18 protein-coding genes are annotated in these 20218 nt (G+C 38.0%); all 18 read right to left on the bottom strand.

The window, feature by feature from the left end:
- Positions 1 to 18 precede the first annotated feature (18 nt).
- On the bottom strand, positions 19 to 1407 hold the full coding sequence (gene rseP / locus SOM16_RS11025) for an RIP metalloprotease RseP (RefSeq protein ID WP_320464062.1): 1389 nt from the start codon (positions 1405 to 1407) through the stop codon (positions 19 to 21).
- Between the two features lie 29 nt (positions 1408 to 1436).
- Positions 1437 to 2597, bottom strand: coding sequence for a 1-deoxy-D-xylulose-5-phosphate reductoisomerase (locus SOM16_RS11030; protein WP_320464063.1), 1161 nt, complete (start codon positions 2595 to 2597; stop codon positions 1437 to 1439).
- A 277-nt stretch (positions 2598 to 2874) separates the two neighbouring features.
- Positions 2875 to 4374, bottom strand: a complete 1500-nt coding sequence (locus SOM16_RS11035) for a GH3 auxin-responsive promoter family protein (protein WP_320464064.1) — start codon at positions 4372 to 4374, stop codon at positions 2875 to 2877.
- A 23-nt stretch (positions 4375 to 4397) separates the two neighbouring features.
- The gene (locus tag SOM16_RS11040) at positions 4398 to 4592 is read right to left on the bottom strand and encodes a hypothetical protein (RefSeq protein ID WP_320464065.1); all 195 of its coding nucleotides are present in this window, start codon (positions 4590 to 4592) and stop codon (positions 4398 to 4400) included.
- A 3-nt stretch (positions 4593 to 4595) separates the two neighbouring features.
- Positions 4596 to 5423 carry a hypothetical protein gene (locus tag SOM16_RS11045; protein ID WP_320464066.1) on the bottom strand — a complete coding sequence of 276 codons (828 nt, stop codon included), beginning with the start codon at positions 5421 to 5423 and terminating at the stop codon, positions 4596 to 4598.
- A 114-nt stretch (positions 5424 to 5537) separates the two neighbouring features.
- A complete protein-coding gene (locus tag SOM16_RS11050) occupies positions 5538 to 6506 on the bottom strand; it encodes a glycosyltransferase (RefSeq protein ID WP_320464067.1) in 969 nt (322 codons plus the stop codon).
- 68 nt (positions 6507 to 6574) lie between these two features.
- Positions 6575 to 7525, bottom strand: coding sequence for a glycosyltransferase family 2 protein (locus SOM16_RS11055; protein ID WP_320464068.1), 951 nt, complete (start codon positions 7523 to 7525; stop codon positions 6575 to 6577).
- A gap of 173 nt (positions 7526 to 7698) precedes the next feature.
- Positions 7699 to 8268, bottom strand: coding sequence for a DUF4199 domain-containing protein (locus tag SOM16_RS11060; RefSeq protein ID WP_320464069.1), 570 nt, complete (start codon positions 8266 to 8268; stop codon positions 7699 to 7701).
- A gap of 17 nt (positions 8269 to 8285) precedes the next feature.
- Positions 8286 to 8954 (bottom strand): hypothetical protein, encoded by a 669-nt coding sequence (locus SOM16_RS11065; protein WP_320464070.1) that lies wholly within the window; start codon positions 8952 to 8954, stop codon positions 8286 to 8288.
- Positions 8955 to 9059: 105 nt separating this feature from the next.
- Positions 9060 to 10316 carry a dihydroorotase gene (locus tag SOM16_RS11070; protein ID WP_320464071.1) on the bottom strand — a complete coding sequence of 419 codons (1257 nt, stop codon included), beginning with the start codon at positions 10314 to 10316 and terminating at the stop codon, positions 9060 to 9062.
- Positions 10313 to 12352, bottom strand: a complete 2040-nt coding sequence (locus SOM16_RS11075; RefSeq protein WP_320464072.1) for a BatA domain-containing protein — start codon at positions 12350 to 12352, stop codon at positions 10313 to 10315. The genes SOM16_RS11070 and SOM16_RS11075 overlap by 4 nt, the downstream gene beginning before the upstream one ends.
- A gap of 78 nt (positions 12353 to 12430) precedes the next feature.
- Positions 12431 to 12835, bottom strand: coding sequence for a hypothetical protein (locus SOM16_RS11080; RefSeq protein WP_320464073.1), 405 nt, complete (start codon positions 12833 to 12835; stop codon positions 12431 to 12433).
- Positions 12836 to 12902: 67 nt separating this feature from the next.
- Complete coding sequence (locus SOM16_RS11085; RefSeq protein ID WP_320464074.1) at positions 12903 to 14360, bottom strand: nicotinate phosphoribosyltransferase; 1458 nt, start codon at positions 14358 to 14360, stop codon at positions 12903 to 12905.
- Between the two features lie 33 nt (positions 14361 to 14393).
- On the bottom strand, positions 14394 to 15170 hold the full coding sequence (locus SOM16_RS11090) for a metallophosphoesterase family protein (RefSeq protein WP_320464075.1): 777 nt from the start codon (positions 15168 to 15170) through the stop codon (positions 14394 to 14396).
- Between the two features lie 27 nt (positions 15171 to 15197).
- Complete coding sequence (locus SOM16_RS11095; RefSeq protein WP_320464076.1) at positions 15198 to 16676, bottom strand: ADP-ribosylglycohydrolase family protein; 1479 nt, start codon at positions 16674 to 16676, stop codon at positions 15198 to 15200.
- A gap of 217 nt (positions 16677 to 16893) precedes the next feature.
- Entirely contained in the window at positions 16894 to 17727 is an 834-nt protein-coding gene (gene prs, locus SOM16_RS11100) for a ribose-phosphate diphosphokinase (RefSeq protein ID WP_320464077.1), read from the bottom strand.
- 68 nt (positions 17728 to 17795) lie between these two features.
- On the bottom strand, positions 17796 to 18488 hold the full coding sequence (locus SOM16_RS11105; protein ID WP_320464078.1) for an NUDIX hydrolase: 693 nt from the start codon (positions 18486 to 18488) through the stop codon (positions 17796 to 17798).
- 162 nt (positions 18489 to 18650) lie between these two features.
- Positions 18651 to 20213 carry a L,D-transpeptidase family protein gene (locus SOM16_RS11110; RefSeq protein WP_320464079.1) on the bottom strand — a complete coding sequence of 521 codons (1563 nt, stop codon included), beginning with the start codon at positions 20211 to 20213 and terminating at the stop codon, positions 18651 to 18653.
- Positions 20214 to 20218: the final 5 nt, after the last annotated feature.

The raw sequence follows: 20218 nt of genomic DNA on the forward strand, positions 1-20218 counted from the left end.
AATAATATAAATTAGATTTTACTTACCGAAAGATTTTAAAATATCATTACCAAAAGCAAACACCATTAAACAAATTAAGATTACGAAGCCTACAATTTGAGCCTTCTCCAACACTTTCTCACTCACTGGCTTCCGTTGCACCATCTCGATTAATAAAAACACTACATGCCCTCCATCTAAGCCAGGAATCGGCAATAAGTTCATAAAAGCCAATGCCATCGAAATCAGACCGGTTAAAGTCCAGAATTTTACCCAGTCAAAAGTACTTCCGTAAACTTTTGCAATCCCAATCGGACTACTGATATTCCGCGCACTCAATTTACCGGTAATCATTTTACCAATTCCCTTTGCATTATCTACGAATGTACTCCAGGCCATCCCTGCTCCTACCGGCAAAGATTCTGCGAAACCATAATCCACGTGAGCCGTTTCAGGAAAGATAAAATTAGGTGCAATACCAATGGTGCCTTCTGGTCCCACTTTTAAATTAAAATTAACTGGCTTGCCTTTACGCAAAGCCTGAATGGAAATTTGCTTGTTTTTGTTAGCAGAAACCTCCTCCTTAAACTGATCAAAGAAAGTTATCGGCTTTCCATTTACAGCCAAAATACTATCACCAACTTTAATGCCTGCCGAATACGCCGGATAAACTGGTTTCACGAATTTACGCCCGAAAACCCGATCCAGGAATGATTGCTGATCTGCTTTTTCATCTGGCGCAAGCACTGTGGCCACACTGGCCATCCGGTAACGCGGACTAATAAAATTCTCCTTATCGTTCTTTGATAACTTATTTAGAATCGTATCCGGAACGGAGACATATAAAGTCTGGCTCCCTCTTAAAATGGTTAATTGTGCCCCGTCAAATAATACCTTGCTCGAAATAGCATCCTCAAAACGAATTAATTTATTCCCATTAATCGCGAGGATTCTATCTCCATTTTTTAACCCAATTTCTTTACCCAGGGTACCCACCGAAATACCATCGGTTAATTTTCCGTTAACGGTATAGCTTTTACCAACATTATAAGTAAGCATCCAAAAGATGAAAATACCTACTATAACATTAACAATAATACCACCAAGCATTACAATTAAACGTTGCCATGCAGGTTTTGAGCGAAATTCCCAAGGCTGAGCAGGTTGAGCCATTTGCTCAGTATCCATACTCTCATCAATCATTCCGGCAATTTTTACGTAACCACCAAGTGGTAACCATCCCACACCATATTCTACATCTCCTTTTTTGAAACTAAAGAGTTTAAAACCCCAGGCATCAAAAAATAAATAAAACTTTTCTACTTTAATACCAAATGCCCTGGCTGCCAGAAAATGCCCTAATTCGTGTAATATTACCAATAAAGACAATCCGAGCAGCAGCTGCCCCGCCATAATCAATCCATTCATATGCTATGCTAAATATTTTATTTTAGATGTTAAATTTTACTTTTTGTTACTAATTCGCCGGCTAAGATACGGCTATGTTTGTCAGTTTCTAAATAATCGGTCAATTGTGGTTTTTCAATGAAGTTAATTTCCGCCATGCATAGTTCAATAACTTCACTCATTTGAAGGAAACCGATTTTATCTTCCAAAAATGCTTCCACTACAATCTCATTCGCCGCATTTAAGATACAAGGCATATTTCCTCCCTTTCTTAGCGCTTTAAAAGCCAGGTCCAGATTTCTGAAAGTTTCCAGATCAGCCTTCTGAAAACTGAAATTCGGATAATCCAGAAAGTTAAAACGCTTAAAATTGTTTTTTAGCCTGTCGGGATAATTTATGGCATACTGAATAGGTAGTTTCATATCCGGAACCCCCATTTGCGCTTTCATAGATCCATCCGTAAATTGCACAATCGAATGAATAATCGACTGCGGATGTACAATCACATCGATTTGGTCTACATCAAGATTGAACAACCACTTTGCCTCAATAACTTCAAGCCCCTTATTCATTAAACTTGCAGAATCGATGGTAATTTTAGCACCCATTACCCAATTGGGATGTTTTAAGGCCTGTTCTTTTTTTACAGTGGAAAGAAAATCTTTTCCTTTACCAAGGAATGGCCCGCCGGATGCAGTAAGGTAAATTTTCTCAATTGCATTTTGCGCCTCACCCACCAAACATTGAAAGATTGCCGAATGCTCCGAATCAACAGGAAGAATTTTCACCTGGTGCTCGGCAGCCAACGCAGTAATGTATTCACCCGCAACTACTAAAGTTTCTTTATTTGCCAGCGCAATGTTTTTCCCGGCTTTAATTGCTGCTATTGTAGGCTTTAGTCCTACCGAACCCATCAATGCAGTTAATACAATATCGCTTTTGGGGTAGGCGGCCACTTCAGTCAAAGCTTCTTCGCCGGCTAAAACCTGTATGTTAAAAGACGACAATTGATCTTTAACATATAAATATTGACTTTCATCGCAAATGACCACTATATCAGGCTTAAAGGCGATCGCCTGCTGAACCAGTAATGCTGAATTTTTTAATGCAGATAATACAGAGACCTTAAAAATCGATGGGTTATCCCGAACCACTTCGAGTGCCTGCGTACCGATGCTTCCTGTAGAACCTAATATGGTTATGTTTTTCAAATCTTCTTTTTTTTCTAGTTGTTTTTCTGAACAACATAAATTTTAATGTGGCATTTCCACTTAACTTGGCCTAAGTAATGTTTCCCCGTTCTACCTAATTTCGGCCTAACAAATTTTTGGGCATGCACAAATTAAGCCCAGGCAGAAACTTCAAAACAAAAATTTTCAGCCGGTGTTTTTGGTTCTTTTTGACATCAAAAAGAAAACGGCCCGTCCGGCCAGGACGAAAGCTCAAATGAGATTGCCGCGTCTTACCTCCGCGCAATGACGATGGAGATTAAACAATATATTTCTCCAACCCATCTACCAGCTTCCTGTCATTACTTAGCCTGGGTACTTTATTCTGTCCACCCAATTTCCCTTCACTTTTCATGTAATTTACAAAAGCATCCTTTTGCAACGTACGTATAATTAATGGCTGAAGGATGTTCCCTTCTATTAAATCAAAGTAATAAATATTTTTCTTTTGCAAAGCTTCATCTACCCTTTTACTGAAAGCAGCCAAATCATTCGGCGCAGAGGAGAACTCCACAAACCATTCATGATAAGGGAGCTGATTCACTTCTGGATTTACCTGTGGTGCAACCGTAAACTCCGTAATTTCTACTTTTTCGTCATTTGCAATACTTAACAAAGCCTGCTCCACTTCTTCACCAATCACATGCTCCCCAAATGCGGAGATAAAGTGTTTAATGCGCCCGGTTACCACAATTTTATAGGGATCTTTGGAAACAAATTTAATGGTATCACCAATACTATAGCCCCATAAACCTGCATTGGTATTTAAAATCAATGCATAGTTAACATCCAATTCAACTTCCCCGAGTGCTAATCTGGTTGGGTTTTCATTATAATATTCATCTGCAGGAATGAACTCGTAAAAGATACCTGCATCAGCCAATAATAATAAGCCTTTATCTTGCTGAGCATCCTGGTAGGCGATAAACCCCTCAGATGCCGGATAGGTTTCAATGGAATCGATTTTCCTGCCGATGCTTTGTTCAATCTTCGCCCGGTAAGGTTCAAAATTGACACCGCCATAAATAAACAAGCTGAAATTTTTGAAGATCTCGCCAACCTTCTTTCCATTTGTTTTTTCAGAAAGCTTGTCGAAATACATTTGTACCCAGGGTGGAATTCCAGAAATCAGGGTCATGTCTTCGTGGATGGTTTCGCTAACTATTGCATCCACTTTTTGCTCCCAATCCTCAATGATGTTAGTTTCATAAGAGGGCAAACGATTTTTCTGCAAATATGCCGGTACGTGATGTGCAACAATACCAGATAAACGACCTACATTAATGCCGTTTTTAACACTCAAAACCGGGCTTCCCTGTAAGAAAATCATTTTCCCATTTACAAAATCAGCCTTCCCGGTTTCGTTGATATAAGTTAAAATAGCATTTCGGGCGGCTTTGATATGCTCTGGCATTGATTCTTTAGAAAGTGGAATGTATTTTACACCAGAGGTGGTGCCAGATGTTTTAGCAAAGTAAAGTGGTTTGCCTTTCCACAATACATCAGCCTCACCGTTAACCACCCGATCTACGTAAGGTTTAAGTCCTTCATAATCCTGAACCGGAACATTCTTCTTGAAATCACTATAATTGGTAATTTCAGCAAACCGATGATCTTTTCCAAAAGCAGTGTTTTTTGCCTGATCAATCAGATTTTTAAGTATTTTATTTTGGGAAGCAACGGCATTTTTTTTCCATTTGTTGATTTGCCAAACTGCAAATGCGGCAAAGGGTTTACTTAATGCTGCCTTGAATCCCATAGTTATAGTTGAATTTTAAAGTATTAATTAGGAAAATCTACATTTAAACTAATAATGTTAAATGCAGCCTCACTTAGTCTATCATTTCTAAACGCATATCTTGAAAATGCTTGTATAAAATGATAATAGTAAGGATTGCTAAGTTCTAAAGCCCTTTTTCTTCCCAAATCTGTAAAATTATTTAAATTGCTTAAAATTTTATCTACTGAAACTGCCATAAGTTATACGATGTTATGCAAAATATCAGGATGTTCATCGCCCTTATATTCACTTGCAATTTTACGATAAGCTACTGTTAAGGCTACGCTGGATAATGGAACAATAATAAACGAACTCAAAATATTGACAACAAAAGCTACAAACGGCCAATGTAAAAAATTAAATAATAAATAGATCAAATATCCACCACCCAAAACCAGTAACAACAACAAAATTTTAGTGAAATTTCCTTTAGTAATGGCCAAACTCAGTTTAATGGATTCGAAAGGGGGAACGTTTTTATCAATAATAAAAAAGGGGAAAAATGAAATCCTTAACCAGGTAATAAATAAGGCAAGAATACCAATTCCCACTGCAATCTGCGTAATAATAACCCCCGTGGCTTGAAAACTTTCTACCCAACCTATCTGAACCAGATACCTCAACACCGGATCAAGCACATATAACACCGGGAACAAAATAAGGCCAATAAATAAGATACAGCCAATAAAATAAAGCGTAGCAATTAAAAATCTAATGATCTGTTGTCTTGTGGGTAATGTACCAACAATGGTCACATCTTCATCCTCATTATCAATAAGATGAAAAATATATTTAAACAACGAAAGATTGAGTGTAAAATACAGCATGGTGAAAATAATCACCATAAAAAAACTTAAAACGCGGCTTACATCTTTAATAAAAAAAGCCATCAGACTGGATGCACTCGCTGTGATAAACATGAGGAAGCACAGTGTAGCAATCGAAAAATAATGTTTCGTCATAATGCTCCATGCCTTACGGATGACATCATTAACTGCAAATGTACTTTCTTTTAGGTAGTTGATCATTTTAGTTTTCCAGTTCTTTAGTTATTCTGTTTTCGTTCATGCTGTTCGATGTTTCGCTGCTCACCCCCTATTTACCATTTCTTTATCCTCTCTATTTCCTATTCCCCATTATTTCTATTCCCTTGAAAAAAGCACTCTTTTAAATAAATCCTGTATAAAACCTAAACCGTAGGCCGTTAATTGGATGAACGAAGATATAATGCTCAAAAATGCAACTTTTAACGATTTATTTACAGACCAGGAGTGAAAAAATATCAACATAAAATACAATAGCACCAGGAAATCTAACATATAAGCCAAAGGCGGATAGATAAAATTCATTAGGAATGTTCCAATCATCCCCACTGTGGCAATTGCCGGGAAGAAATGAACCAGCTTCAATTCTTTTGGAAAATGTTTGTAAATGTTAATCCTTGCCCTGCCGAAGAAGTGTAGCTGCTTGTAAAACTGACTAAAACTGGTTCTCCTTTTATGGTAAACCTTTGCCTCTGGAATTAATCCGATCTTAAATCCATTTTCATGAATCCGAATACTGTATTCTATATCTTCGCCAAGCCTCGTTAGAATGAAACCGCCTACTTTTTCCCAGGCCCTCCTTGAAACACCCATATTGAAACTTCTTGGATGAAACTGACCGACGTGTTTTTTATTCCCACGGATTCCCCCCGTTGTGAAAGGAGAAGTCATGGCGTAGCTAATCGCCTTTTGAACTGGTGTAAAACTTTCATGCGCTGCATCCGGCCCGCCATAGGCATCCAGCTGATGTGCCTGAAGGTAATTACTTACAATTTCGAGATAATCAGCAGGCACCAGAATATCAGAGTCGAATATAATGAAATAATCACCAGAGGCCCTTTCAAAGGCATAATTACGCGCAAAACCTTGTCCGGCATTCTCTTTAAAATAATATTTAACATCCAGGCGGTCAGCATAAGAAGCCACAATGGCCTTCGCATCCTGAACAGAACCATCTTCGATTACCAAAACCTCAAACCTGGTATAAGTTTGCTTGGTTAAGGTATACAAAAGCTCATCAATTTCTTGCGGACGATTATAAAGCGGAATGATGATGGAGAAAAACATTTCTTGGAGCTGAAAGCGGAAAAACTAAAGACCAAAGCGCTTTTTGCTTTAAGCTTTAGTCTTTAAGCTTATTTAAGTTCTTTTTCGATTAAGTATTGATTTCTTTCTGGTGCATTTCTGGATAACAATTCGGCGATAAACCCAGCCAGAAACATTTGCGAGCCCACTACAATAGCCACTAATGACAAATAGAAGAGTGGTTGCTGCGTTACATCACGATAAGCTAAACCATTCCAGATTAAGTATTGCTTTTCAATTAAGGTATAAAGCGACATGATAATCCCGAGGAAGAAACTCAACACACCTAACGAACCGAAGAAGTGCATTGGTCGTTTACCAAACTTACCAACAAAGAAAATAGAAAGTAAGTCTAAAAATCCGTTGATAAATCTGCTGAAACCAAATTTAGTGGTACCGTATTTTCTTGCTCTATGTTCTACTACCTGTTCTGCAATCTTACTGAAACCAGCCCATTTCGCAATCACGGGAATGTAGCGGTGCATTTCCCCATAAACTTCGATGGTTTTAATAACGTCGCTTCTGTAAGCTTTTAAACCACAGTTAAAATCATTCAATTCTATTCCACTCATTTTACGGGTGGCAGCATTAAATAACTTGGTAGGAATAGTTTTAGTAATGGGATCGTATCTTTTCTTTTTCCAGCCGGAGATCAGGTCGAGTTTTTCTTCCTTTATTCTGCGGTAGAGTTCCGGAATTTCATCCGGACTATCTTGTAAATCGGCATCCATGGTGATGATAACATCGCCCTGTGTAGCCTCAAAGCCTACGTTTAACGCAGCAGATTTACCATAATTTCTTCTGAATTTTATCCCTTTTATTGCCGGGTTCTGTAACCTTAATGCTTCTATTACTTCCCAGGACTTATCTGTACTTCCATCATCAACCAGCACAATTTCGTAGCTGAATTGATGGTCTGTCATTACTTTATCAATCCATGCGGTTAACTCTGGCAAAGATTCATCTTCATTAAACAAGGGTACTACAACTGATATATCCATTTATTGGGCCTTTTCATCATTGCGGGGAGGTATTACGAAGCAATCTATTAACTTAAGATTGCCGCACGCTCTGCTCATCCCTACGCTTCATTCGCAATGACGTATTATTGAAAACGTGCAAATTTCATCAAATTAAATGATAAAACCTGCACGTTCCAAATATTATAAGTGAATTAAGCTTCTGTTGGGAAAGTATTAAAAACAACTGGTGGTTTCTTTTTTAAGATCGCAGCCAGGATTAATGAGATTACACCATAAGAAGCAATGGAAACACCAAAACTAGTGAAGGTATTTTTGAAACTTGGCTCCAATTTCTCCTGCATATTACCTGCTTTAGCCATCGCCTCATCAATTTCATCATTACCAAGGCCAAATTTAGCCATCATCGCTCTTTGCGCATCTTCAATCGCTGCTGCTGCTTTTGCCGGAAGATCCGGATCAATAAACTTCATTAATATGAAATTATAAAGCGTAGCCGTAATTGCCAAAATTAAAGAGATAATTAAAAAGGCTTTAAAAGCTTCTCCAAACGTCCAGAACCCACCGATTTCCTTACGGATATTGATACCTGAAACGACCAAAAGGGCAATAAACACAACGAAAATACCAATTGAGGCCATTACATTGGTATAAACCAAAACCGGATTGATGAAATGCATGGTTAAGGATATCACCACTGATACAGCGGCTAATATGAAACCATACTTAAGGGATAACTGGGAAATTTGAGCACTTTTGTCCATAATAAAGAATGTTTAGTTTAGCTATTAATTGTTGTAATTAATATATAAGTCGCAGAATCGAACGATTTGTTACTGCTAAATTGAATTATTTCTTTAATTGTAGTGGCGCTACCTTCTACATCAAGGAAAAACACCATAAAAGGAACAAACAAATCCTGCATTTCTTCACTGATATTTAAGGTTGGCGCAGTTTTGCAAATTTCTTCCACACTGCCTTCAGCCAATTGCTGATTGCTGATCATCTCTTCATAGATCTCAAATTCATCCTGAAACTCATCATCCTCTACCAACAAGAACTCTTTTAAGAAATCGCCCAATTCAGGATCAATATCCTCGTCTTTACATTCTTTGATATAAAGTAAAAGGTTTAGTAACTCTGTTCCCCGGTCGATTGTTTCTTCCTCAATTTTTGCCCATTCATCAGTCTCCAGATAATCTTCTTCCAGTTTCTGAACATCACTACTAAAGAAGTTTACCATCAGTAAATCGAAAAACACTTCACGTAATTCTTCAAATTTCGGATGTGAATCGAAAACGGCATCAAATGCTGTCACTTTATCTAAAAAATTAGTATCCAGTTCGAATGCTGCCAATAATTCCGTTTCGAAACCTTCAACATTAATCGCCGCAACTTCAGCGTATTTATTTAATGATGCGACCAGCGCTTTTTTTACCCTATTATCCATATTGTTAGTATCAAGTATTTAGTATTAAGTATCAAGCCCTGGAAAATTGCTTTACCTTTTTCTATTAATCTTAGCTTTAACCTTTCAGCTTTAGTCTTTTAGCTTTCAACCCTCAAAAAAATGATTATTATTGTATACCAAAATCACTTTTCCGGTAAGCTCTGTGCCCAAAAGCGGACTATTAGCAGATTTAGAAAAATTAGTCTTCGCATTGTAAAGCCATTTTTCTGTTGGGTTTATAATGGTAAAGTTTGCCTTCTCCCCTTCTGCGATAACCGGAATGGCTAAATTTAGTAATTTACGTGGATTTATAGCTAATTTCTCTGCGATTAAACCTATATCCAAACCAGCTCTCAGCAACAAAGGAAGAACGGTTTGCAAAGCGATGATTCCGTAATGAGCGATTTCAAATTCGACATTTTTAAATTCTATTTCCTCCGGACGATGCTGCGAAGTGATCGCATCTATCGTTCCGTCTTTTAAGCCAGCAATAAGTGCTTTCACATCCGCTTTGCCACGTAATGGTGGTTTCACCTTATAATTACTATCAAAATCGGCGAGCAGTTCTTCCGTAAAAACCAGGTGATGTGCCGTTACATCACAAGAAACCTGAACACCATCCTTCTTTGCTTTCCGAATTAAAGCGACCGAACCCGCTGTGGAAATATTGCTGATGTGGATTTTTGTTTCATTATAGGTGGCGAGAAAAATATCTCTGGCAATATGCATTTCTTCGGCCAAAGCCGGCAAACCTTTCATGCCCAACAACACGGAGTTCTTACTTTCATTAATCTGAGATTTCCCGGCGATGGATTTATTTTCAGGATAAACCATTAATAAGGCATCAAAGCCTTTTGCATATTGCAATGCTCGGCTCATAAAGCCGTCATCTTGCAATGCTTTATCTCCATCAGAAAAAGCAACGGCACCAGCCTGTTGCATATCAAATAATTCTGCCAGTTCCTTGGCTTCGCGGTTCTGGCTAATTGCACCTATCGGCAAAACATCAACCAGGTTATTTTTAGCTTTATTGATAATATATTCTACCTGCGATTTTGATTGCACAACAGGATTTGCCTGTGGCAATAAGGCCACACCAGTAAAGCCACCAGCCTTTGCAGCTTCGGTAAGCGTTTGAATATCTTCCTTCGTTTCGAAGCCCGGATCGCCAGCCACACAGTTCAAATCAAAAAAACCAGGACTAAGAAAAGCACCTGCCGCTTCAAAAACGCTTTCTTCAGGTTTTGGTGTTAATTTACCTATGTTTTGAATTAGACCATCAACTACCCTAACATCACATTCTTGCTTGTTGAAACTGCTTTGCGGATCGGCAATGATTACATTTTTAACCAGGAGATTCATATTGTTTTTTTATTGTTGTTAAAAAATCGGATAAGGAGAATTTCTGCTGCGATAAAAATCAGCGACAAAACTAAGCAAAGTTTCCATAACGTTTGTCCGATTTTATCTGCGCCAGCAGTGAGTTTTACAGCATTTTGCTCGGTATCAAAAATCTTTAAATTACTTTTTCCTGCTAAATTACTCAGCTCGGTTTTGCTGAGGTAATGCATATCAGATTCTGTTCTGCTGCTATTAAATGCGTAAACCGCTAATGTAGAATCCGCTAGCGTAAGGCTATAGAAACCTGCATTTTTAACTTGATCGGCAATGTAAATTAATGTTTTTCCATCTGCCTGACGAATTTCAGGAATAGTTTCGAAGTTATTGGCAGTTAGCTTTAAAGTTTGGTTTTTGCCGAGGGTGAGCTTCTTTCCTGATAAAACATTTTCACTTCCAAGATTATAATAAAGTGAACTTTCTGCGCCGGCACTTAATGCCAAACGATACATTAATGGTACAAAAACCGGGTGACGAGCTAGGTTTCCATCGGTTGTATTTAAACCTGTTGCAGATAAAAATACCGAGCCATTGCCTATACCATATTTTGAGAAGAAAAGTTTTCTACCGGGTAGTGATAAAATATTTTCTTTATTGGCTCCATTGCTTTCAACAAAAGAGAAATATCTGCTAACTGCTGGTAAATCCAGATTTTTTGGAATATTTTCGAAAACCGTTTTAAAAATTGGATGTTGAAGGTCGATCTGGTCAACCTTCGTTTCTTCCTTATTTAAATTTTGAATAGCAGGCAGTGATAAGGCTGTTAAAAAGGAATTGTAGACCTTAATATCTGCATCCAGATCTGGAAATATCACCACTGAACCTCCAGCATTTAAATAGGTTTTTAACTGCTGTGCTAAACCTGTTGATGGGTTTTTCAGTCCATTAATTACAATCAGTCTGTAATTTGAAAACCCGTTATAATTAACATTCTGTTCTGCATTTTCAGTAAGCTTATAATAGCCATCGGCCGCAAAAAGCGTTTTAATGTAGTTTCCTGCCATGGCGCCATTAATACTGAGAACAGGCAGACTTTGATCAACCTGAAAACTGAAGGATAATGTATCATCAAAAGTAACCGGAAAATCTTTAATACTGATCACACCCTTTTGCCAGCCTGCTGTTAAACCAGAAAAATTCAATGTATCGCGGACAGTCTTTTCTGCTGGAATGGAAACTGCGCCCAAACCTTTCTGCTGATTGTTAACTGTTAATTTTAACGAAATATTTTTTGCTGCTTCCTGCGAATAATTTCGAAGTTGAACCACCAGTCTTTCGTTGGCACCCGGTTGGTGATTTGGCGATAACATCCACACACTATCTACCGCTATATTGGCCAGCGCGGTGGCATTTAATTTTAGAAAAGAATACTGGATATCAGGGTTTGTATTCAGTTTCTTAGCTGAAGAGATGTTTTTCTGAAAGTCTGATAACACGAAGCTATACTTATTAGCTGGTCCACTGAGTACGTTTCCCTGCCTGTTTAAAATCTGCTGAAGATTTCTGGAAGTGGCAGAAATTTCAACGTCATCGAGTGCCTTAAGAAATTCTTCTTTGTTCAATAAGCGTTGATGTTTTCCTTCAAAATCATTAGTAAGTAATTGGAACCGATCATTTATCCCAAAGCCTTTAATCAGTTCTTTTGCATTTCGCTTCGCTTCATCCAATAGGCTGCCATCTTTATTAACGGCTTCCATACTGTAAGAATTGTCGATATAAATACTGACCACATTGTTTAACAAACTATTTTTTTGTTTGCCTGCCGGGATATATGGCTGTGCAAAAGCAAGTACCAAGAAAACGATGGCTAAAATCCTCGAGAAAAGAATGAGTAAATTTTTAAGCTTTTCCCTTGATGAACTTTGCTGTTCTACTTCTTTTAAGAACTGAACATTGGAGAAATAAACCTTTTTAAATTTTCGAAAATTGAATAAATGAATGATGACCGGAATTGCAACCGATAATAGTGCGAAAAGAAAGCCCGGATAAAGGAAATTCATTAAAAACCAAAGATAGAAAAATTATGTAAGCGGGTATCAAATTCCCTATTTATTTTATCAATGTTACTTCAAATAATTTCAATAGGCAAAACCCGGAAACTCGATGTTTACAATTTTCCATTGGCCATTTTGCAATGCGAAATATAGTTTGAAAGGACCACTAACTATTTTGGACTGCTTCTTTAACATTGACCTAAAGCCAACAACTCCCTCTACAAATCCCATTCCTTTTCCTTCGCTTAATAACTCAAAATGCACATCGATAATATCATATCTTCCACCCACGTATTCGTCAGCTTGTCCAAAGATGCCTTTTAATCTGGCGATAATCACATCCTTTCCAATCACCTTACCGCCTGGTAAAATGAAGAAGTCGCTCAATTCTCCTGTTATTGATTTTGACTGTTTAAACCATGAGTTAATAAACCTCACGGCACTATTTACAATATCAGCCTGATGGTTAAAGGTTGGATTTTCTTGCATTTTTTAACATATCGTTCATACAGTAACCGACCAACACTGATGCTGGTCGGTTAAAAACTTCGCGAAGTTAACTATTCTTTAGCCTTTCTCTAATTTCAGCGAGAGAATAATCGATCAATAAATTACCATCTCTAAAAACTTCTTTTAGCTCGCCTTGCGCTTCTTCTTCCCAGGTACACTGATCTTTTAATTCATATTCGCCCGCAGCGTTTTTGAAAATCTGCAATAAACCTTTTGCAGATTTTTTAGTACCATCATCTGTAATCGGGTCTTTAAAAATTTCTCGTCCAACGCCAGCTACTTCACCATAGGTAGCTTTCATTGCAAAACCAAAAGTATCGCGGGTATTGTACTGATAAGTGAAAGAACCAATGCCAAAAACGACATTGGTAGAGGCAAAACCTTTAGCTTTTAAACGTTCGCAAATGAGGGTAGCACGTTCTGTTGTAATGCTATCGCCATAAATAGCGCCAATTTGCGGAACCAATTCCTTATAACCTTTATCGTTAGTTTTTCCGCCGAAAACATCCCAAAGTAATTCAATTACACCTTTTTTCTCATTATCATCTTTACCATTTGGATTCCCACAGATGATATCAACCGGATCTCCGGAATCTGGCCTGATCACTACTTTTCCTTCCCGTGCTATAATATCATCTTTCAAAGCTGGTAAGTAAACAGTGAGTACTTTCCATAAATCCCAGGTATCGGATACGATGGATACAATGCCTTTTGGATAAACTTCCAGAATTAATCTTTTAAAGGTTTCCAATTCACCTGTATTCGTGCCCATACACATCACTGAGTGTTCCGTAGCTGCCACGGAACCGCCAATTAACTCCAAATCTGAATTTGCATTATAATATTCTTCCAGAAAATCGATCGCCGGAATAGTATCTGTTCCGGTAAAACTTAGCAAGTGGCCAGCGGCCGAGGTTACTGCTGCTTCGATCCCGCCCATTCCGCGCATGGAGAAATCGTGTCCCTGCCAATCTACAAATTCTGGCACTGATGATGTTTCCGCAGCATATTTATCCATAATTGCCCGATATTGTTTGGCAATAGTGGCTGAGTTACAGGGCAACCAAACCACAGCAGATAACAAGGTTTCAAAATAATTGGTGAGCCAAAAGAATTCTGGCAAAGTGTTATACATGGTAAACATCGGCACCCGAAGTGGCACCTCAGCACCTTCTGGCAAAGATTTAAAAACCATTGGGATATAACCCAGATCGTGCAAATCAGCTATGTGCTGTGTTCCAACTAAGTTTTCACCAAGATAATTGTTAATTCTTCTCGAGTATTTTTTCAGGATTTCTTCTTTAGGTTGATTGAAGAAATTTTGATTAAAATCTTCGATTATATATTTCTTGATAAAATATTGTAAACCAAAAAGAACAACGTGGCTTACTTGATCCAGCCTGCTTTTTCTGGGTGTCCAGTTTGAATAAACCAGTGTAGTATCGTCAGGGTATTGCCTGCGGTGATCTACTTTGTATCCGTCTGTTAATAATAATGGGTTCATGATATTCTATTTTTATGGTTTCTGTTAAATTGGTTAATTTTTATTTCGCCCTCTTTCATTTGGATAAAGATCCGGCAATGCATCACTTTGCCAGAAGTTTTTCGTTTGAAGATCAAGGCAGCTGAGCTTGCCGGTAAAAGCAGCGCCGGTATCTATATTCCAGACGTTGCTTCCTTGCATGGGAATATCCACACCATAATAAAGTGTTGGTGTATGTCCAATGTATATTTCACGATAAAGGCGTAATCGTTTCGGGTAAAGTGGCGAGTCCTGATCAATTTTATTGTCTACCGTTAATGCCATTTCCCAAAGTGTTCTATCCCATGAATAATTGGAAGAATAACGTTCTTTTTCCGGACCATGCATAGAGGAAAATCCGGCATGAATGAAAAGATTATTTTCTTCATCAATATGGTAGTCTTTCATTTTGTTAAAAAACTCAAGATGTGCTTGCTTTCCTGCATCCGATCGCTGTTGATAGCTGGCTATAGTCGATTTTCCACCGTGAGCAAACCAAACCTCATCAATGATCCCCTCCGAAAGCCAGTCTATACACCACGCATCATGATTGCCTTTGATAAAAATACACGAATGTGTTTGATCCAACTGAATGAGGTAATCAATTACCTGAGCTGATTCACTCCAGCCGTCTACATAATCACCTAAGAAAATCAATTGGTCATTCGTTGATACTTCAGCACGTTCAAATAATTGAATCAATGCTTTCAGGCCTCCATGAATATCTCCTATTACCAATGTTCTGTTCATATTTACTTTTTCTGTATCGTCTACGCCTGATTGCTTAATCAAACTTTCTTTTAGTTTTGGAAGGGTTTATTAACTAAGCTGTATTTGGTCTCGAACCTCCATTAATGCGAAACCTAGCAGATTTAATCCCTTCCATAGGTCAACATATTTCGCATCAGGATTTTCTTCCGCCAGGCCGATACCCCAAATCTTATCCACCGGACTCGCCTCTGCCAAAATCCTCTTCCCCGTATTGATTAAATAATCACCTAGCACTTTATGCTGGCTAAATTTATGAAAATTGCCTTCTCTTACAATTTCATATCTATTTTCAGCCCAGATCACATCATCATAATTACTTACTTGCCTGCCCAAATTTTTAACTTCTTCTGGCGAGGTAGCCGCTAAAATTTTAGTTAATGTACTTTGATCATTAAACAGTTCTGCCTTTTTGCTCATCATCCAATGTTCAGCGGTTTTATATTCAATTTGATCGACTACAAAAGGAGCAGCCCACCATTGGGTTAAACAGGATTTGGTGAGCGTTCCACCATTCGATGCCTGGTGTTCCCAAAAGAAAAAGAATTCATCCGTTTCTTTAATGGTTGAAACCGTATACTTCGGGCTCTTAATCAGCTTCGTTTCCAGCTCGTTGCAAAGTTTTTCAATTTCTGTTCGCTTTACTAATACATTTATCCACTGTGCCGGAATACCTTCAAAGCCATAGATCAGGCCCGCAAGGCCACCAGTTATGGCGGCAGTGGTATCCGTGTCTTCGCCAAGGTTAACGGCATTTATAACTGCATCTTGATAAGTTTCTGTGGTAAGAATACACCAGAAGCTTGCTTCCAGGCTGTGCAATACATAACCAGAAGAAAAGATTTCGGCTTCAGGAACTGTTGAAATATCGCTGTCTAAAATCCGTTTAAATAAATCGATTTCTGTGGGTTCAAAAGCATTTTTTGCAATAAATCGATTCACCATAACCTGCATGTTTTGGTAAGCCATTTTTTTATCGCAACCTTTTAACAATTGCAAGCCATAAACCACGTAAATAAAGCAGGCAAATACGGAGCGGAAATGTGCATGAGTAATAGCAGACACCTGTTTAATGCGCTCATAGATGGTTTGAAGATCAGCCTCATGGCGGAGATAAAATACCATTGGTAAAATCCGCATTAAAGAGCCATTTCCATTATCTGTTTCGCGATTACCGCCACACAAAACCGGATCTGTTCCATTGGCAATTTCATTAATGGCTTTACTCGTTGCAATACCAATATCGAATACTTTACCATGTGGTGTCCAGTTATCGGCATGGTACCATTTCAGAAACTTTTTAGCAATATCTCTCAGATCATAACCATTGCAAAGACTTTCAGCCAAACAAAAGGTAAGTGAACTATCATCACTCCAAGTACCTTCCGGCTGGTGATGGGTACCGAAACCCTGCATCTTTTTAACCGGATTTTGTTTCAAAGAGGCTCTTGACTGAAACTCAACCGGTACACCGAGTGCGTCTCCAATGGCTAAACCAAATAGCCCGCTGTGAATAATCTTGCTTTTCATTTGATATTGATTTGGTAAGTATAAGCTGTGATTCGATTAATAAATGTATTAGAATACCCTTTAAACATCTTATTTTTTAGTTTTTAACCACCACGCCCTTGGGGTATTCCCTTAAGGAAAGACTGGCGATCATAATTCCCTCCTTTCGAAGGAGTGCTTGCAAACCGGGGGTTTAAAAACTGTAAATTAGGATTGAACCGTGATATTAAATTTCAAATTACAGAATAGCCTGGAGTTTGATTTGCGTTACGCCATGATGTTCCACCTGTTTAATCGAATCTGTAGTAAAAATTTGTTCAAAGTATTTGCTTAAGTCATCAAAGCCTTTGCTAAAAATACCATGACTAATGGCCAGATAAAGTTTGCCTGCATTTTTTGCCTGAAGTGCTTCAGCTAAACCATTAAATGTTCCACCGCCATCACAAATGTCATCTACGATTAAACAATCAGCACCATTAAGGTCGTCTGTATACACTTTAAAACCAGAAAGCCGCCCTGTTTTAACATCCCTGCTTTTTGAACATTCTACCACCTCGGCACCGCCTAGAAACTCAGAAACTTTATAGATTTTCTTCAAAGCACCACCATCAGGCGAAATTAACTTTACATCAGTTCCAATCTCCTCTATCACTTTTTTAATAAATTCGTGATTGGAAATGGTGATACAATTATTAAGCAATGCAGGGGTTACTTCACTATGTGGATCAAAAACAGTAACACTTGCCAACGCTAATGCATTAATAATATCTGCATACACTTTTACAGAAAGGGGTTCACCGGGAATCATTACCCGATCCTGTCTGGCTGCAGGGAAATAAGGAATATAAAGGTGAATTTCCTTCACACCCATTCGCTTCAAGGCATCTACAGTGATACAGATTAACCCTAAATCGTTGAAAGAATTTATTCTTTGCGTAATGGTAACTGGTTCGTTCTGATTGAATTTATCAGAAATTTTGATGTGCGGTTCGCCACCTGCGAACAAAAAGGACTGGTGTACTATTGAGTTGTTTTCGCCTAGCGGAGTGAAACTCGGATCTAAATTCAACATATATTTGCGTATTATTTACACAAATATAGAAATCATTTTCAAATAACAAAAAATAATTTGTGTTTATTTTACGCAAACCTAATATCGAACTGAAAATTCTCTTTCAAAAGCTGGTTGTATTTTGGCTTATCAAAAACAAAAAGCTTACCTGGTCTGCCACTAGCCCCTATTTTAACTAATTTGCCAGTTTCTTTTACAATTCCGAAGCTGAGAATTTTTTTTCTGAAGTTTCTTCGATCAATATCCCTTTCGAGAATGGAACAATACAAGTTTTCCAGATCTGAGAATAAAAATTCCTGATCTAAAAGGTCGAACCCTATAGGCTGATAAGTTAATTTACTTTTTAAGCGCAGATGTGCCAGCTTAACCATTTCATTATGATCGTATCCCAATTGTGGTAGTTGATTTAAAGGAAACCATTTCGCATCCTTTGCATCTGTATCTGCTTTTAAAATAAAGTTCTGAGGATTTACCAAAGCAAAGTAAGCTACAGAAACCACCCTGAACCGATCATCCCGATTGATGTCATCTCCAAAAGTACCCAACTGTTCGAGGTAATTAACCATTATTCCTGCTTCTTCTTTAAGCTCTCGCTCTACAGCAGCCAGTAACGGTTCGTCATCTTTGATAAAACCACCAGGTAAAACCCATCGATCGGCCAGTTTACCAAAACGCTGCTTCACCACCAGTACATAAAGTGTTCCCTTCTCATAGCCAAAAACAATGGCATCAACAGCGATTTTAATATTTTGATTGATCATTTCTTAATTTGTGTAAGAACAACACAAAGCTAAGAAATTTCTTTCTCTTAAATCTAATGCGCGATTAGACCTCCTAAAATTTAAATATCAGGACAGGAGTTCGCTTGATTTATCTGATGAAAGTTACCAACTATACTATGAAACAATCTACGTCAATACAATCTACCTAAACTTCTTCATCGCCACCCAAAGTTTTTCATCCATCTGGTAAACATCGGGGCGATACTCGATATGATCATTTTGTGACCAGGCTGTAAAATAAGTAATCAATAAAGGCACCGCTTTTTTTGGACCAAACCAAGCTGGTTTTAACTGAAATGCCTTTGTAGTATCGGCCTTTGCAGCCAATCTTTTCTTATACCATTTCACGTGTGCACTGTCAATTGGAGGAAGATCAACTTCGGCTCTTAACTTATCATAAGTATAAGTATCACCTACTAGTTTTTCGGCAAATTCTAAGGGCTTTTCTACACGTACACAACCGTGACTAATTGCCCGGTTGGTGAGGTTAAAACCGTTCTTATTATTCGTATCATGAAGGTAAATACTGGAGCCATTGTCGAAGATAAATTTGAACTTTCCAAGCGCATTTCCATTACCAGATCCCTGCTTAAATTTGAAGGGTAGTTTATCTCTGGAATACCGGTTCCAATTGATCGTATCCGGCTCGCCGATTAGCTTATCTTTATAGTAAACTTTGATGTTACTATTCGACAAATAATAAGGGTCTTTTCGAGCCATCCAATAGATCTCACTTTGCGCAATACTTACTGGAATATTCCATACCGGATTGGCCTGAATAGAGTTAATTTTACTGAACAATAATGGCGTCTCGTGGTTCTTCGGTTTATCATCTAAATTGCCTGATTTTGCAAAGGCTTTCAGCTTATCTTCATAACCGTTTTCACGCTTCCCGCCTACACAAACCTTCATGCTGATAACAGTATCTGCTTTATCAAACCAGGTCAGTTTAAAATCGGGGATATTTACCTGAACGTAATTCGTTCCGGTTTCAGGCATTTTCCAGCGGAAACGCTCCATGTTTAAAAGCAAAATTCGCTTTTCACTTTCTGTATTGGCATTTAGATAAGCGCGTTGCAAGCCTTTGTATTGTTCAGATGTAGGTTGAGCAGCCTTTAAAGTATCCAGAATATTTTCGGATGCCAGCAACCTGATCATTCCTGCACTATCAGGACGCTTAACTTTAATATAATACCTTGAGAAGATATTTCTGGGATTCACTACACCGTATTTCAGGAAGTTATTATAGTTTAAATAAGCATTTGCAGAAAGCACTTCCAGCTGGGCAATAACAGGATAAGTGTCTTCCACTTTCTTAAATTGATTGTCAGAAAGGTCTTTTAATAATGATTTAATCTGTGCGACTTTAAATATCTCGGGATTAAAACCATGAACTTTACTATTCTCTAAATAGGAAGTAAGTGAATCCAATTCACCGTTAACGTAGAATTTAGTAACCAATCGGGGTTCCCGGTGGTTTTGCTCGTAAAAAGCCTTGACTGTTTTAGGATTGATAAAACCTTTGGAGAGGCTATCTAGTGTTTTAACGAAAATACTATCATAAGCAACAGTATCGAAATCTTTGTAAATCTTGTTTTTAAAGTGCTCTGAGAGTACTTTTCCAATTTCAGGTGGTGATTTAAACCAGTTACAAGCCGAAACACATATAATAAAGGGAATAATAAGAAAGCGTAAATTTTTCAACACGT

The organism is Pedobacter sp. CFBP9032, from assembly GCF_034045265.1.
Classification (GTDB): domain Bacteria; phylum Bacteroidota; class Bacteroidia; order Sphingobacteriales; family Sphingobacteriaceae; genus Pedobacter.

What these genes read in the sequence shown, in the direction of transcription:
- SOM16_RS11085 (WP_320464074.1), bottom strand. Translation starts at nt 14,360, where the DNA reads ATGAACCCATTATTATTAACAGACGGATACAAAGTAGATCACCGCAGG.
- SOM16_RS11060 (WP_320464069.1), bottom strand. Translation starts at nt 8,268, where the DNA reads ATGGACAAAAGTGCTCAAATTTCCCAGTTATCCCTTAAGTATGGTTTC.
- SOM16_RS11045 (WP_320464066.1), bottom strand. Translation starts at nt 5,423, where the DNA reads ATGATCAACTACCTAAAAGAAAGTACATTTGCAGTTAATGATGTCATC.
- rseP (WP_320464062.1), bottom strand. Translation starts at nt 1,407, where the DNA reads ATGAATGGATTGATTATGGCGGGGCAGCTGCTGCTCGGATTGTCTTTA.
- SOM16_RS11105 (WP_320464078.1), bottom strand. Translation starts at nt 18,488, where the DNA reads ATGATCAATCAAAATATTAAAATCGCTGTTGATGCCATTGTTTTTGGC.
- SOM16_RS11040 (WP_320464065.1), bottom strand. Translation starts at nt 4,592, where the DNA reads ATGGCAGTTTCAGTAGATAAAATTTTAAGCAATTTAAATAATTTTACA.
- SOM16_RS11095 (WP_320464076.1), bottom strand. Translation starts at nt 16,676, where the DNA reads ATGAAAAGCAAGATTATTCACAGCGGGCTATTTGGTTTAGCCATTGGA.
- prs (WP_320464077.1), bottom strand. Translation starts at nt 17,727, where the DNA reads ATGTTGAATTTAGATCCGAGTTTCACTCCGCTAGGCGAAAACAACTCA.
- SOM16_RS11050 (WP_320464067.1), bottom strand. Translation starts at nt 6,506, where the DNA reads ATGTTTTTCTCCATCATCATTCCGCTTTATAATCGTCCGCAAGAAATT.
- SOM16_RS11075 (WP_320464072.1), bottom strand. Translation starts at nt 12,352, where the DNA reads ATGAATTTCCTTTATCCGGGCTTTCTTTTCGCACTATTATCGGTTGCA.
- SOM16_RS11070 (WP_320464071.1), bottom strand. Translation starts at nt 10,316, where the DNA reads ATGAATCTCCTGGTTAAAAATGTAATCATTGCCGATCCGCAAAGCAGT.
- SOM16_RS11080 (WP_320464073.1), bottom strand. Translation starts at nt 12,835, where the DNA reads ATGCAAGAAAATCCAACCTTTAACCATCAGGCTGATATTGTAAATAGT.
- SOM16_RS11065 (WP_320464070.1), bottom strand. Translation starts at nt 8,954, where the DNA reads ATGGATAATAGGGTAAAAAAAGCGCTGGTCGCATCATTAAATAAATAC.
- SOM16_RS11055 (WP_320464068.1), bottom strand. Translation starts at nt 7,525, where the DNA reads ATGGATATATCAGTTGTAGTACCCTTGTTTAATGAAGATGAATCTTTG.
- SOM16_RS11035 (WP_320464064.1), bottom strand. Translation starts at nt 4,374, where the DNA reads ATGGGATTCAAGGCAGCATTAAGTAAACCCTTTGCCGCATTTGCAGTT.